This is a genomic window from Knoellia sp. 3-2P3, from assembly GCF_029223115.1.
In the GTDB taxonomy this organism is placed as follows: Bacteria; Actinomycetota; Actinomycetes; order Actinomycetales; family Dermatophilaceae; genus Pedococcus_A.
Window position 1 is genome coordinate 736,833 of sequence record NZ_JARGZE010000001.1, and the last position, 14,186, is coordinate 751,018.

14 protein-coding genes are annotated in these 14,186 nt (G+C 73.1%); 6 read left to right on the forward strand and 8 right to left on the reverse strand.

What is annotated here, in order from left to right; all coding sequences use genetic code 11:
- Positions 1–49 precede the first annotated feature (49 nt).
- Genes P0Y31_RS03555 through P0Y31_RS03570 form a run of 4 tightly spaced genes read right to left on the reverse strand, consistent with a single transcriptional unit; the run spans position 50 to position 5,123 of the window.
- Entirely contained in the window at positions 50–1,459 is a 1,410-nt protein-coding gene (locus P0Y31_RS03555; protein ID WP_275866678.1) for an FGGY family carbohydrate kinase, read from the reverse strand.
- A 3-nt stretch (positions 1,460–1,462) separates the two neighbouring features.
- On the reverse strand, positions 1,463–2,503 hold the full coding sequence (locus tag P0Y31_RS03560; RefSeq protein WP_275867092.1) for a zinc-binding dehydrogenase: 1,041 nt from the start codon (positions 2,501–2,503) through the stop codon (positions 1,463–1,465).
- A gap of 60 nt (positions 2,504–2,563) precedes the next feature.
- Entirely contained in the window at positions 2,564–3,586 is a 1,023-nt protein-coding gene (locus tag P0Y31_RS03565; RefSeq protein WP_275866679.1) for an NAD(P)-dependent alcohol dehydrogenase, read from the reverse strand.
- A gap of 37 nt (positions 3,587–3,623) precedes the next feature.
- Complete coding sequence (locus P0Y31_RS03570; protein WP_275866680.1) at positions 3,624–5,123, reverse strand: mannitol dehydrogenase family protein; 1,500 nt, start codon at positions 5,121–5,123, stop codon at positions 3,624–3,626.
- Positions 5,124–5,236: 113 nt separating this feature from the next.
- Here P0Y31_RS03570 and P0Y31_RS03575 point away from each other — a divergent pair, with 113 nt between their 5' ends.
- Complete coding sequence (locus tag P0Y31_RS03575) at positions 5,237–6,469, forward strand: sugar phosphate nucleotidyltransferase (protein WP_275866681.1); 1,233 nt, start codon at positions 5,237–5,239, stop codon at positions 6,467–6,469.
- Between the two features lie 14 nt (positions 6,470–6,483).
- Here the strand turns inward: P0Y31_RS03575 and P0Y31_RS03580 are convergent, their stop codons facing one another.
- The gene (locus P0Y31_RS03580) at positions 6,484–7,533 is read right to left on the reverse strand and encodes an SGNH/GDSL hydrolase family protein (RefSeq protein WP_275866682.1); all 1,050 of its coding nucleotides are present in this window, start codon (positions 7,531–7,533) and stop codon (positions 6,484–6,486) included.
- Between the two features lie 207 nt (positions 7,534–7,740).
- Here P0Y31_RS03580 and P0Y31_RS03585 point away from each other — a divergent pair, with 207 nt between their 5' ends.
- The 3 genes from P0Y31_RS03585 to P0Y31_RS03595 are packed head-to-tail and all read left to right on the forward strand — an operon-like array spanning position 7,741 to position 10,129.
- On the forward strand, positions 7,741–7,980 hold the full coding sequence (locus tag P0Y31_RS03585) for a hypothetical protein (RefSeq protein WP_275866683.1): 240 nt from the start codon (positions 7,741–7,743) through the stop codon (positions 7,978–7,980).
- Positions 7,981–9,219, forward strand: coding sequence for a cupin domain-containing protein (locus tag P0Y31_RS03590; RefSeq protein WP_275866684.1), 1,239 nt, complete (start codon positions 7,981–7,983; stop codon positions 9,217–9,219).
- A 16-nt stretch (positions 9,220–9,235) separates the two neighbouring features.
- Entirely contained in the window at positions 9,236–10,129 is an 894-nt protein-coding gene (locus P0Y31_RS03595) for a sucrase ferredoxin (RefSeq protein WP_275866685.1), read from the forward strand.
- On the opposite strand, the gene P0Y31_RS03600 is transcribed toward P0Y31_RS03595, so the two are convergent.
- Both P0Y31_RS03600 and P0Y31_RS03605 read right to left on the reverse strand, forming a co-directional pair.
- Positions 10,098–10,535, reverse strand: coding sequence for a DUF2177 family protein (locus P0Y31_RS03600; RefSeq protein ID WP_275866686.1), 438 nt, complete (start codon positions 10,533–10,535; stop codon positions 10,098–10,100). The two genes, P0Y31_RS03595 and P0Y31_RS03600, sit on opposite strands and share 32 nt — an antisense overlap.
- A gap of 16 nt (positions 10,536–10,551) precedes the next feature.
- Positions 10,552–10,887, reverse strand: coding sequence for a LuxR family transcriptional regulator (locus P0Y31_RS03605; RefSeq protein ID WP_275866687.1), 336 nt, complete (start codon positions 10,885–10,887; stop codon positions 10,552–10,554).
- Positions 10,888–11,107: 220 nt separating this feature from the next.
- Here P0Y31_RS03605 and P0Y31_RS03610 point away from each other — a divergent pair, with 220 nt between their 5' ends.
- Positions 11,108–11,749 (forward strand): PAS and ANTAR domain-containing protein, encoded by a 642-nt coding sequence (locus P0Y31_RS03610; RefSeq protein WP_275866688.1) that lies wholly within the window; start codon positions 11,108–11,110, stop codon positions 11,747–11,749.
- Here P0Y31_RS03610 and P0Y31_RS03615 read toward each other — a convergent pair.
- Complete coding sequence (locus P0Y31_RS03615) at positions 11,746–13,380, reverse strand: metallophosphoesterase (RefSeq protein WP_275866689.1); 1,635 nt, start codon at positions 13,378–13,380, stop codon at positions 11,746–11,748. The genes P0Y31_RS03610 and P0Y31_RS03615 overlap by 4 nt on opposite strands.
- A gap of 43 nt (positions 13,381–13,423) precedes the next feature.
- On the opposite strand from P0Y31_RS03615, the gene P0Y31_RS03620 reads away from it, so the two are divergent.
- Positions 13,424–14,092 carry an HAD-IA family hydrolase gene (locus P0Y31_RS03620; RefSeq protein WP_275866690.1) on the forward strand — a complete coding sequence of 223 codons (669 nt, stop codon included), beginning with the start codon at positions 13,424–13,426 and terminating at the stop codon, positions 14,090–14,092.
- Positions 14,093–14,186: the final 94 nt, after the last annotated feature.

Genomic DNA, 14,186 nt, shown 5'->3' on the forward strand with positions numbered 1-14,186 from the left:
TATTGCGCTCGGCAACACCCCGAACCAGTGGGGGTGTCGGGTGGTGCGGTCAGCGGCCGTGCACGGTCCGCAGCAGCGCGGCATACCGGCCCGTGATCTTCGAGCCCTCGGGGCCGGGGTGCGGGTCGAGCTCGGACTCGGTCCCCACCTCCCAGAAGGGAGGGTTTTCCCCGCCGCGCAGGGCCCACGCGGCCTGGCGCGCGGCGCCCACGGCGACGTACTCGCCGGGGCTCGGCACCACGACCGGGACGCCGAACAGCATGGGGGCGAGGCCGCGCACCGCAGCCGACGCCGAGGCGCCGCCGATGAGCAGCACCCGCTCCGCGCGGACCCCGAGGCCGGTGAGCGAGCCCACCCCCGCGACGAGGTTGCACAGCATGCCCTCCACCGCGGCTCGCGCGAGGTTCTCCGGCGTCGCGTTGGTCCGGGTCAGCCCGCCGAGGGTGCCGGTGGCGTCGGGCAGGTTGGGGGTGCGCTCGCCGTCGAGGTAGGGGAGCAGGGTCAGCCCGCCCGCTCCGGGCGCGGCCGCCAGGGCGAGCGCGTCGAGACCCGCGAGGTCGGTGCCGATCATCTGGGCCGCGGCGGTCAGCACCCGCGCCGCGTTGAGCGTGCACATGAGCGGCAGGTGGTCGCCCGCCGCGCTGGCGAAGCTCGCGACGTCGCCGCCGGTGTCGAAGACCGGGGTGGAGTGCTCACCGAAGACGGCCCCGCTCGTGCCCAGTGACACGACGACGTCGCCGGGCAGGATGCCCAGACCCAGCGCTGCCGCCATGTTGTCGCCCGTGCCCGCGGCGACGAGCATGCCCGAGTCGGTCTCGCCGACGGCCTCGGCCGGCTCAGCCACCCGGGGTGTGCCCACGGCCCGCCCGAATGCCCGCTCGAGCAGGTCCGGCCGGTACTCACCGGTGATGGGCGACCAGTACCCGGTGCCCGAGGCGTCACCACGGTCGGTGGTCCACCCGCGGAAACCGCTGCCCTGCTTGAGGATCTGCCCGGTCAACCAGTCGTGAGGCAGCACCACGTCGTGGACCCTGGCCGCGTTGTCCGGCTCGTGCTCGGCCAGCCACCGCAGCTTCGTGACGGTGAAGCTGGCCACCGGCACCAGCCCGACCGCCTCCACCCACGCGGCGGGGCCGCCGAGCTCGGCCACCAGCTCGGCTGCGGCTCCGGCGGAGCGGGTGTCGTTCCACAGCAACGCGTCCCGCACGACGGCGCCGTGCTCGTCGAGGGCGCACATCCCGTGCTGCTGCCCACCGACGGCGATCGCCGAGACGCCGTCTAGCAACCCGTCGTCGGTCGCGGAGCGGTAGGCGTCCCACCAGCGGTCCGGGTGGGTCTCCGTGCCCTCGGGGTGCGGCGCCCGGCCGGTGCGCAGCACCTCGCCGGTGTCGGCGTCGCACACCACGACCTTGGTCGACTGGGTCGAGGAGTCCACCCCGGCCACCAGTGTCCTGCTCACCTGTCAGCCCTCCCAGACGATGCAGACCTTGCCGGACACGCCGGCGTCGGCCACACGGTAGGCCTCGTCGGCCTGGTCGAGCCGGTAGCGGTGCGTCACGATCGCCTCCGGGTGCAGGTCCCAGCGCACGAGGTGATCGAGGAGCTCCTCCATGTGCAGCAGGGAGGTCACCCACGACCCGTGCAGGCGGATCTGCTTGTGGATCAACAGGTCTGACACGGAGAACGTGACCGTGCCGCCTTCACCCACGTAGACACAGCGTCCCCAGGCACGCGTGTGCCGCAGCGCGGCCTCCCGTGCCGCTGCGTTGCCCGAGCAGTCGACGGTGACCTCGCAGCCGAGACCGCCGGTCGACTCGGTGACAGCGTCGGCCAGGGTGTCCGGATCGCTCACACCGACGTCGACCAGGCCCAGGTGCTCTGCGAGGCGCACGCGCTCCACCGACGGGTCGAGGCCGATGACGGAGGTAGCACCCATGGCCCGTCCGAGCATCGCCGCGGCGAGCCCCACCGGGCCCAGACCCGTGACGAGCAGCCGGTCGAGGCCGCTCACCTCCGCCCGCAGCAGCCCCTCGTAGGCGGTGCCGAAGCCGCAGGAGACGAGGGCACCGTCGACGAACGTGAGCGGCTCCGGGAGCAGGAGGCAGGATGCCTCCTCAGCGAGGAGGTAGTCGGCATGGCCTCCGTCGCGCTGCCACCCGTGTGCGGCGCGGAAGGGGGAGTGGCACCCCACGGCATACCCGCGACGGCACTCGTCGCACATCCCGCAGCCGGCGATGTGGTAGACGACGACGCGGTCGCCCACGCCCAGGCGGCGCGCGCCCGGTCCGACCTCGACGACCTCGCCGCAGGGCTCGTGGCCGGCGATCACGCCCTGGTAGGCCTCGGCGCCCTGCCCGAGGTGCTCGCGGTAGATCGCCCGGATGTCGCTGCCGCAGATGGACGACGCGCGCATCCGCAGCAGCACCTGCCCCGGACCCGGCTCGGGGACCTCGGCGGTGACGTGCTCGACCGTGCTGTTCCCGGGGAGGCGGACCCCCTGCATCGTGGCCACGCGGCCTCCTTGTCAGTCGTGCTCGTCAGTTGTGCCAGTCAGTTGCTGCCGTCAGGCCTGGGGGAGCATCACGGCCTTGATGGCCTCCGGGTCGTCACGGCCCGCGGTCAGGGCCCGGGCGGTCTCGGCGAGGGGGTAACGCCGCGTGACCAGGGAGTCGAGGTCCACCTGCCCGCTCGCGACCAGGGAGATCGCCGTGGGCCACGTGTTGGCGTAGCGGAACGTCCCCGTCACGGTGAGCTCGCGCTCCTGGACGACCGACAGGGGGAGGGGTAGCTCGTCACCCCCCATACCCACGAGCACCGCGGTGCCGTTGCGGGCCAGGGCCCTGATGCCGTCGCCGGTGACCCCCGCATGTCCGGAGCACTCGAGGAGCACATCGGGGCCCGGCCGCCCGGCATACGCCTCCACCAGGCTGGTCTCCCGGACATCGACGGTGCCGGTGGCTCCGAGGGTGGCGGCCACGACGAGGCGGTGGGGGTTCACGTCGGCGACCACGACCTGTGCCGCGCCGCAGGCGCGGGCGACCTGCACGGCGACGAGGCCGATGGGGCCGGCTCCGGTCACCAGAACCGAGGTGCCGAGGCCCACCCCGCCCTTGAGGCAGGACCAGACGCCGACGGACAGCGGCTCGAGCAGCGCGGCCGCCTCGTCGGACACCGAGTCGGGCACCGGGTGGGCGAACGCCTCGTGGATGACGGCGAGCTCAGCGAGCGAGCCGTCGACCGGTGGCGTGGCGTAGAAGACCATGTCGGGGCACAGGTTGTAGCGGCCGGCCAGGCACTCGTGGCAGGTGAAGCAGGGCACACCGGGCTCGATAGAGACCCGCTGGCCCACCCGGGCCGGGTCGACCTCGGAGCCGACCCCCTCGATGACGCCGGCCGACTCGTGGCCCAGCACCATCGGCTGCTCCACCACGAACCGGCCGATGCGGCCGTGGTCGTAGTAGTGCGTGTCGGAGCCGCACACGCCCACGGCGCGGATCCGGACGAGGACCTCGTTACGGCCCGGGGTGGGGGTCGGCCGCTCCACGACCTCGACCTCTCCGGGGCTGTTCAGGACGGCAGCGCGCACGGGCACTCCTTCTCGGTCGGTCCGGTGCAGTGGTCGGTCACGCGGTGGCCGGCCGGTCGAGGCTGACCCGGGACTCCAGCGTGGCCCGGGCGCCCCGGGTGTGCAACGCGTCGAGGGCAGCGGTGTAGGCGGCCGTGAAGCGCTCGTCGTCGGCCAGCCCGCCGAACAGGTCGCGGTCGCGGAGGAAGGCGAGCGGGTCGTCCTTCTGCCGCGCCGCCGCCGCCATGACCCGTTCCTTGAGGCGGTCGACGACCTCGATGGGCTCGCCCTTCTCGTCGACGCCCTCGGCGTAGCGGGCCCAGGAGGCCACGACGAGCGCCGACCGCTCGATCTCGCCTCCGGTGCGGAGGTTCTCGCGGATCACGGGCACGAGCCACTTGGGGATGCGGTCCGAGCTCTCGGCGCAGAGCCTCGCGAGGGTGTCGCGCACCTCGGGGTTCGCGAAGCGGTCGATGAGCTCGCGGCGGTAGCCGTCGAGGTCGACCCCCGGCACCGCGGGCAGCGTCGGGGACCCTTCCCGCTCCATGTAGGCGAGGAGGAAGTCGGCGAAGAGCGGGTCCTGACAGACCTCGTGGGCGTAGCGGTAGCCCGACAGGTGGCCGAGGTAGCACAGCGCCTGGTGGCTGGCGTTGAGCAGCCGCAGCTTCATCAGCTCGTAGGGGACGACGTCGCCCACCATCTGCACGCCGGCGTCCTCGAAGGGCGGTCGGCCCTGGCCGAAGTGGTCCTCAAGCACCCACTGGGCGAACGGCTCGCACACCACGGGCCAGCCGTCCTCGACGCCGGACTCCTCGGCGAGCCGGTCGATGTCCTCCGGCGACGTCACCGGCGTGATGCGGTCGACCATGCAGTTGGGGAAGGCGACCTCGGCCTCCATCCAGTCGGCGAGGCCCGGGTCCTTGAGACGGGCGAAGGCGCAGATCATGCGCTTGGCGACGTCGCCGTTGTCGGGCAGGTTGTCGCACGACATCACCGTGAACGGCGCCTCCCCCCGGTCACGCCGTCGGGCGAGGGCGGCAGTGATGTATCCGAACACCGTTGAGGGGGTGGCGTGCTCGGCGAGGTCGGCCTGGATGGACGGGTCGGAGGCGTCGAACTCGCCCGTCACCTGGTTGACGAGGTAGCCGCCCTCGGTGATGGTGAGTGACACGATCCGCGTGACCGGGTCGGCCAGTCGTGCAATCACGGCCGCGGGGTCGTCCGGGGCGAACAGGGTCTCGACGACCGAGCCGATCACGCGTGGCTCGCGCCGGCCGTCGGGGTGCTTGACGACCAGCGTGTACAGGCCGTCCTGGGAGCGGAGGGTGTCGATGATCCGGCGGTCGTGCGGCAGCGCGCCGACGCCGCAGATGCCCCACTCGAGGGCCTTGCCGTCGTTCATCAGGTGGTCGAGGTACATCGCCTTGTGGGCCCGGTGGAAGCCGCCCACCCCGAAGTGGACGATCGACGCAGTGACCTGCGAGCGGTCGTATGCCGGCCGCGCGACGCGCGCATCCAGGTCACCGAGCGTCGAGTTGGAGAGGGGCATGGCGTCCATCGTGGCCTCCCCTTCCATCGCCGTCGACCGCGGAGCGGGCGGGTCCTGCCATCGCCCGGTCGGACCGTTGCGCAGGCAGGGTGCGCGGAGCGCTCTGCGCTTAGGGTTTGCCCATGGGAGCGCGTCCGTCCGTCATCGCCATCGTCCAGGCCGGCGGGCAGGGCAGCCGCATGGACGTCCTCACCCGTGAGCGGGCCAAGCCGGCACTGCCGTTCGCCGGTGCCTACCGCCTGGTCGACTTCGCGTTGTCGAGCCTGAGCAACAGTGGGATCGCCGACGTCTGGCTGTCGGTGCAGTACCAGGCCGCCTCGCTCGACCCGCACATCGCGGGCGGGCGGCCCTGGGACCTCGACCGCACCCGCGGCGGCTTCCGGCGCGTGGTGCCCGAGGAGGGGGCCGGCAGCGGCGTCGAGAGCGGGTTCTCGCAGGGCAACGCCGACGACCTGCTGAGGATGCGGGACGAGATCGAGCGCTCCGGCGCCGACGTGGTGGTGGTGCTGAGCGCCGACCACGTCTTCGCCCTCGACCTCGCCGAGGTCGTGCAGGCCCACCGGGAGTCAGGGGCCGACTGCACGGCGGTCACCGCCGAGACGAGCAGGACCGAGGCCCGGCACAACGTCGTGGTCCACACCGCTGCCGACGGCCGGGTCACCGGCCTCGACGTCAAGCCCTCCTCACCGTCGAGCACCACGGTGGCGACGGAGATCTTCGTCTACCGGACTGCGGCCCTCGTCGACGCCCTCGACAGCCTGCGCCGCGAGCTGGCGGGCGAGGCGGCCGGTGACGACAGCGGTCTCGGCGACTTCGGGAAGCACCTGCTCCCCCGGCTGGTCGAGAAGGGCGACGTGCGCGCCTTCCCGATCGGTCGTTACTGGAAGGACGTGGGCCGCCCGGAGGCCTACCTCGCCGCCCACCGCGACCTCATCGCCGGGCGCATCGACGCCCTCGACGACCTCGAGCACCCGGTGATGACCCGCTCACCCGACCGGGCGCCCGGTGTCGTGCGTGCGGGAGCCGAAGTGGAGGACAGCGTCGTGGGTGTGGGCTGCGACGTGCGCGGCCGCGTCGTGCGGTCGGTGCTCGGTCCGGGCGCCGTCGTCCAGGCCGGTGCCGTCGTCGAGGACAGCGTGCTCTTCGGCGACGTGGTGGTCGAGGCCGGCGCCGAGGTGCGCACGTGCATCGTGGACGACAACGTGCTCATCGGCCGGGGAGCCCGGGTCGGGGCCGTCGCGCCCTCGAACCGCCCGCGGGACAAGGACATCACGCTCATCGCCCGTGACAGCAGGATCGCCCGCAACGCCGTGGTCGAGGCGGGTGCCCGGCTCGAGCCGGGCACCCGCGCCTGACGTTCCCCCTCAGCTCACCGGCTCGCCCACTCCTGCGCCTGGCGCTGCGACCACGCACGGTCGGCCGCGTCGATGCTGGCGCGGTTGGTGAGGTCGACCCCGGCGGCCCTCGCCGCGGCCTTGGCGCGCGGGCTGGTGAGGTCGGGCGCCACGAACTCCTTCGGCGTGACTGAAGCATCCAGCGCGGCATACGAGCGCTGTTGGGCCGCAAGCGAGTCGGCGCTGGACACAGCCTTGGCCAGCGCGGCGCTACCGCCGGTGTACGAGGTGCCCACGAGCTTGGGGCTGACCACGACGGCGTAGCCGCTGGCGTGGCCGGGGCGGTTGGCGTGGTAGGACTCGCTGACCGGGCTCGACAGACCGTTGATCCACTCCGGGTCGTCGCAGACGGCGTGGCCGACGAAGACCGACGTCGGGTTGGCGAATGCGAACCCCTTGTTCGAGGCCTGCGTCGAGGTGCGGCTGTTGAGCAGGTCGGCTGTGGCGTTGAGGCGGGACTCCTCGGTGGGGGAGAACCAGGTTGCCGCGTTGCAGTCCTCGCCGTTGAAGATGCGCGGGTAGCCGACCACGGTGACCTTGGCGTTCGGGGCCTTGGCGCGGATCGAGGAGTAGAGCGTCGAGAGCCGGCCCGGCAGCACGTTGTTGATGATGTGCTGCGCGTCGTCGATGGCGCCGTTGCAGTCGCTCATCCACCCGGGCTGGGCGCACTCGGTGAGCACGTCGGCGAACCCGGCGTCGTTGCCGCCCACCGAGATGGTGACGTGCGTGGTGCCCGAGCCGAGCGCCCCGAGCTGGGTGTTGGTCACGTCGGCCACCGTGGCGCCGGAGCAGGCGCGGAAGTTCAGGGTCAGGCCCTTGCTCGACGCGAGCAGCGACGGGTACGCGTAGACGGAGCGCTGGCACGACGTGCCGTCATCGATGTAGCTGCGGGTGCCTGTGCCCGACGAGTACGAGTCCCCCAGCGCCACATACGAGTTCGCTGCCTGTGCCGGTGCTGCGCTCGCCACGAGTGCGACAGCTGCGGCCGTTGCGGCGGCAGCGGTGAGTGCGCGGTCGATCCCCATTGGTTCCCCCTGCGTCGTGTGTGCGGTGGCTGGACTGTAGGGGCGTGGGGCGGCGACAGGGGGTTTGGCGGCAAACCCTTGCCAACTCCTTAAGGGGCGCCGGGCTGCCGACGTCCGTTGCTGTTCCGGTGGCGGGGCCCGTTGACCTGGCGTAGGAAGAGGGAGCGCGGCGCAGTGAGGCGCCCCGGTGCAGATGGGAGAACGACGATGAGCGAGACCCCCATGGACGAGATGGGCGAGGGCGTGGCCGACGGCGGCGCGAACCCGATGGGCCACGACGGCGGCGCTGATGGCGGTGCCGATGGTGGTGCGGACGGTGGCGCCGATGGTGGCGCGGACGGTGGCGCCGATGGTGGCGCGGACGGTGGCGCCGATGGTGGCGCGGACGGTGGCGCGAACGGCGGTGCCGATGGTGGTGCTGACGGCGGTGCCGACTCCGGCGCCTAGGTGACCGCCACCGAGCCGCGCAGGGTGCCCGTGCAGCACGGGCACCCTGCGCTGTCGCGCCTGGTCTCCTGCACGACCGAGGAGTTCGCCGAGAGCTACTGGGGCAGCGAGCCGCTGCTGTCCCGGGCCGGTGACCTGCCGGCGCCCTTCACCGATCTCTTCTCGAACGATGCCGTCGACGAGCTGGTGTCCGAGCGCGGGCTGCGCACCCCGTTCCTGCGGATGGCCAAGGACGGCAGCACCCTGCCGGAGCGCTCCTTCACCAGCGGCGGGGGCATCGGTGCCGGCATCGCCGACCAGCTGAGCGACGACCGCCTGCTGCGCCAGTTCGCCGACGGCGCCACGATGGTGCTGCAGGGCCTGCACCGCACCTGGCAGCCGGTCGTGGCCTTCTCGCAGGACCTGGCGGCCGACCTGGGGCACCCGGTGCAGGTCAACGCCTACGTCACACCGGCGCAGAACACCGGCTTCAGCGACCACTACGACGTGCACGACGTCTTCGTGCTCCAGGTCGAGGGCCGCAAGCACTGGCGCATCCGCCCGCCGGTGCACCCCCTCCCGCTGCGCGACCAGCCGTGGACCGACCGGCGAGCCGACGTCGAGCGGGCCGCCACCCGCGAGCCGCTGGTCGACGCCACCCTCGAGCCCGGCGACTGCCTCTACCTGCCGCGAGGCTTCCTGCACTCGGCCACCGCCCTCGGTGCCGTCAGCACCCACCTGACCATCGGCGTCCACCCGTGGACCCGGCACCACCTCGCCGACGAGGTGCTGAGGGTCGCCCTCGCCCGGGTCGCCGAGGACGCCGCGCTGCGCCGCTCCCTGCCGCTGGGTGTGGACGCCTCCGACCCCGGCGAGTGGGCCGGCGACCTCGAGCTGGTGCGCGCGGCCGTGCTGCGGGCGGTCGGCGAGATCGACGCCTCCGAGCTGTCCGGCGCGCTCGCGCGACGGGTCCGCGACGCCCAGCGCCCCGGCCCGGTGCGACCGCTCGCCCAGCTGCGCGCCGCCGAGACGCTGACGCCCGACGGGCAGCTGCGCGTGCGCCCCCACCTCGCTGCCCGGCTGGGCCCGGTGCGGAAGGGGTATGCCGTGCTGGCCAGTCGCGCGGGCGAGGCCAGGGTCGCCGAGGCGGACGTGGAGCGAGTGCGACGGTTCCTCGACGAGGGGAGCGCCCTGGTGTCCGACCTGGGGGAGGGCCTGGCTCGCCAGCTCCTGCTGCAGGGCGTCGCGGTCCCGGCATGAGCGCGACCGCGACCCGATGAACCCGGCGCACTGCGCGACCGCCGCCCGGGAGCGCGGTGACCCCATGGTCGGCACGGCCGCCCCGGCGCGGCGCTGGCTGCTCATCGAGTACACCGCGCCCTGGGCCACCCATGCGCTGCAGAGCCGGCTCATCCCACCGCCCCTCGGTGCCCGGCTCGAGGCCCTGGCCCGCTCCCGGGGAGCGCGCGTGCTCCTCGTCCGACGGCACGGCCGCCGCCGGCTCGACGGGCCGAAGGCGTGGGCGGTCGTCGACCACGACGCGGGCCAGCAGTGGGGCACCTGGGAGACGGGCGATGACCTCGCGCCGGCTGCCGACGTCTTCGCCGGGGAGGTCGTCGCGACCGGACCGCAGGAGCCGCTGCTGCTCGTGTGTGCCCACGGCCTCCACGACACCTGCTGCGCGGTGCGCGGCCGCCCGGTCGCCGCAGCGCTGGCCGACCGGTGGCCGCAGGCCACCTGGGAGTGCTCGCACGTCGGAGGCGACCGTTTCGCCGCCAACCTGGTCGTCCTGCCCGACGGGGCCTGCTACGGCAACCTGTCCGCTGCCTCGGCCGTCCCGGTCGCGGAGGCGCACCTGTCGGGGACCGTCAGCGCCGGGCACCTGCGCGGGCTCAGCACCGAGCCACCGGTGGTGCAGGCGGCGATCGTGGCGGCGCACGCCGAGCTCGGGCCGGGCGGAGCCCGCGACCTGGTGGGTGACACCGTCACGGCCACCGGTCCCGATGCGTGGCGGGTGCGCCTGGCCGGGCACGGCCCGATGCCCGCCGTCGTGGAGGCGACCGTCACACGTCACCGTCGCCCGCCCGCGAAGCTGACCTGCCGGGCGGTCGCTGAGGCCGCGGCATACGCCTATGCGGTCAGCGACCTGCGGGTGCCCGGCGACGGGTGATGCCGCGCCACACCGCGACCGTGCCCGCGCTGACGGCGGCGGCCAGGAACGCCCCCCAGGCCAGGTCGACCGGCACCAGTGCGGCAGGGAACCCCTCGAGCACGGCCAGGCTCGTCAGGTCCCAGGTCGCGTAGGTCACCAGGCCGAAGAAGGCGCCGTCGCGACCGGCCAGCGCGAGCGAGTCGCGCTCCACGGCCGGCCGGATGACGAAGTGGGTGAGCCCGAGCAGGAAGAGGACGTAGAAGCCGACGGCCGCGGCTGTGTTCGGTTCCTCGGCCAGCAGGTCGCCCAGGAGCCGGTCGTAGAGGGATGTCGCCACGACGGTGAGCCAGACCAGGTCGAGGACGACGAACAGCGCGGCCGCGACACCCAGCATCCCGAGCCAGCGCCGGCCGGCTGTTCGCATGGGGGCAGGTCCCGGCTCAGCCGTGGAGGGCCACGGTCAGCAGCACGGCCGAGTCCTCGAGCGCGTCGAGTCCGTGGCGACGGGGCGGCACCGCCACGACCTGTCCGGCCCCCAGCACCCACTCCTCGTCGGAGGTCTTGAGGCGGACCCGCCCGGTGATGACGTGGAGCAGCGCGGCAGGGGGCGAGTCGTGCTCGCCCATCTCGGCGTCGGTGGTCAGCGCGATGACGGTGGAGCGCTGGACCGACCCGGACACGATGGTCTCGGCGGCCCGGCCGGAGGCGGCCCGTTGCGCCTCGCCCAGCAGTCGTCCCGCGACCTCGTGCAGGTCGGTCACCTGGGGTGTCGTCACGACAGCCTCCCGTGGCTGGTTGGCGCTGCTGGTCTGAGCGGCGGGCAGCGGACCCTGGTGGGTCAAGGGCATTCAAGCAAAGTGGGTGGAGGCTTGCCTGCCGTGACCGGCTGACCTGCGGTTATGGTGGCGACCTGGCCAGCACGGGACCGGGGGAGCCACCCCAGACCACATCCCGCGTCCCGAGGCGGCGGTCGTCCCGCCGAGGAGGAGCACGACCATGACCGACCTCGCACCCATCCTTCCCCTCCATGCCGTCACCACCTACGAGTACGACGCCGCCGAGGACGCGTGGTCGTGGTCGTCACCGGTCGCCGTCCTGCAGTACTCCCCGGACGGCCGGCCCCTGACGACCGAGCAGCTCTTGGCGTTCGTGCACCCGGACGACCGCGAGTCCACCCTCGGCCAGTTCCTCTCGCTGCTCCGGGACCGCACGCCCTACTCGTGCATGTACCGCCTGGTCGACAGCGCGGGTCTCGTGCACCCCGTCGTCAACGTCGGGACCCCGGTGCACGACGGGCAGAGCCTGACCTCCCTGCGAGGGTTCGTCGTCGACCTCACTGCGCCACTCGACCAGACGGCCCGCTCGGCCGTGGCGGCCGCGCTCCCGATGGGGGCGGTGGTCGACCAGGCGACCGGCGCCCTCATGCTCGCCTTCGGCGTCGAGGCCGACCTCGCCAGGCGGCTGCTGAGCGGCTACGCGACGCGGGCGGGTCTGCCGGTGCACGGCCTCGCCGCCGACATCGTCGACGGGCTGGCGTCAGTGCCGGTGACCGGACCCGAGGTCGCCGAGGCCATCATCGACCTGCTCGAGCGCAGCGTCGCTCGGCAGGGCCCGCTGGAGGAGCAGACGATCGCCTAGCCCGCGCCCTGGGCCTGGGCCCTCGGAGCGGCAGGCACCTGCTCGCGGGAGGTCCCCGACAGCGAGGAGCACGTGCGCGGCGGCTCGGCGGCCTCGCCGGCCTCGCCGGACTGCTGGTCGGTCGCCGGGGCTGCGACGCGCTCGACGCGCGCGCCGTTGACCAGGGTGACGTCGTCGTAGGCCGGGCGACCCTCGATGACGTTGCGGAACTGGTACCGCGTGAGCGAGGTCAGCTGGCAGTCCTGGCCGAAGATCGCGATGTCGAAGGCGGACGGCTGCCCCGTCAGCTCCTCGCCCTCCGTGCCCTCGAGGAAGTGGCTGAACGGCCCGCCCCCGGTGAAGGTGCCGACCCCGATGACGTTGTCCTCCAGGGAGTCGCTGTGCATGTGCCCGTGCACCAGGATGTCGGCCCGCTCCACGTCCTTGACGGCTCCCGGCTCGTGGGAGACGACCAGGTCCGGCTGCGGCCGGTCGGCGAAGGACGCCTCGAACGCCTCGCGTGCCGGCACCTGCTTGGCGGCGTTGTTGCGGTTGTCGTCGCCGAACCAGCGGGGGTCGTTGAACCCGGCGATGCGCACGCCGCCCACCGTCAGCTCGGTGTAGGTGTCGCGGTCGGGTTGGAGCAGCACGACGTTCGGCACCCGGGCCAGGCGCTCGAGCAGCGCTTCGTCGCTGGCGGTGTTGGCGTCGTGGTTGCCCCGCACGAAGACGTAGGGGACCCCGAGCGACTCGATGCCCTTGAACAGCCCCACCGTCTCCCCCTCGGTCACGCTGCCGAAGTTGAGCAGGTCGCCGGCGTCGACGACGGCGTCGACCTGCTCCTCCTCGACGATGGCCTTCATCAGGGGGTACTGCTGCGCGCCGTGGATGTCGGACACCAGCAGGATCCGCGCGGCGACCGGCTCGTTCAGCGACTGCGGCGCGTACTTGTCCTGCAGCGCCGCAGACAGTGCGAGCAGGTTCTTCAGGTAGGGCGTGGTCTGCTGTGCCCGGGTCTCCACACCGTCCAGCAGGTCCGCGTTGCGCTGCACCGCGCCGAGGATGCCGGTCGTGCGGAACGCGTCGAGGCGGTCCGGCTGGTAGGTCTGCCAGATGCTCACGCCCGTGAGGCCGCAGGCGAGCACCCAGCAGGCGCCGGCCACGCCCAGGAAGCGTCCCGACGGACGCCGCCGCCGCCACACGGCATACCCGCCGACGGCGAGGACCGCCACGAAGAGGGAGCCTGCAGCAAACCGGCTGCCCATGGCGATGCCGGCGTCCCTGGCGGCGTTGGTGAGCTCGAGCGGGCCCGGCTGCAGGGCCTTGATCGAGACCTTGGGCTGCGCCAGCAGGTCGGTGATGTTCGGCTTCACCTGCACCCCCGCGAGCACCCCCGGGGCCATGACCGGGCCGTCGAAGTCGAGGTTGATGTCGCCGAAGACCGTCGGGGTGTGCAGGCGGGAGACGTCCTCGGGGTTCACCGACAGCCGCAGCTGCGCGCGGTAGTTGATCGTCTCGACCGTCGAGGGGAACAGGGTGGTGGCGGCGACGCCGCCGGCCACGCAGGCCGCGACCAGTGCCAGGGCAGCGAGCACCGCGCCGATCCACCGGGGTGGTCGCCGACGGCGCCCGGAGCTGCCCTGCGTGCTCACCCGACCACCGTAGCGACAAGTGCCCGTGCCTACCCTTCTCGGTATGCCGTCACCGCTGGGCCCGCTGGACGGGCGCTCCTTCGCCGCCGTCGTCTTCGACATGGACGGCACGCTCATCGACTCGACATCCGTGGTCGTGCGCAGCTGGGTTCGCTGGGCGCAGGAGCACGACGTCGACCCGCGCCGCCTGCGGGGCTTCCACGGGGTGCCGGCCGCCGCCATCGTCGCCGAGCTGCTGCCGCGTCACCGGCACGACGCCGCGGTGGCACGCATCACCGAGCTCGAGCTGGCCGACACCGACGGGATCGAGGTGTTGCCCGGGGCCGCCGAGGCGCTCGCGGCGCTGGCTCCCGACCACTCGGCCATCGCCACGTCGTGCACCGCCCCGCTGGCGGCTGCCCGCATCGAGGCGAGCGGGCTGGTGGCCCCGCGGGTAATGGTGACGGCCGACGACGTCGAGCGCGGCAAGCCCCATCCCGACCCGTTCCTGCTCGCGGCGCAGCGCCTGGGCGTCGACCCGGCGCAGTGCCTCGTGGTCGAGGACGCTCCGGGCGGTCTGGCGGCGGCCCGCTCCGCCGGGTGCGCCACGCTCGCGGTCGTCACCACCACGGCGCGTGACGAGCTGGTGGGCGCTGCCGACGCGGTGGTCACCGACCTGAGCCACGTGGCCTTCACGCGCTCCGCCGTCGGCGTCCTCGTCTCGCCTGCCTGAGCTACCCGCCCCTGGGTCGAGGTGAAAACGTCGGTGATGTCCGGCGTTTTCACGTCGAACGGAATGCCGCGGCATACCTGCGTGTTATCGCCCA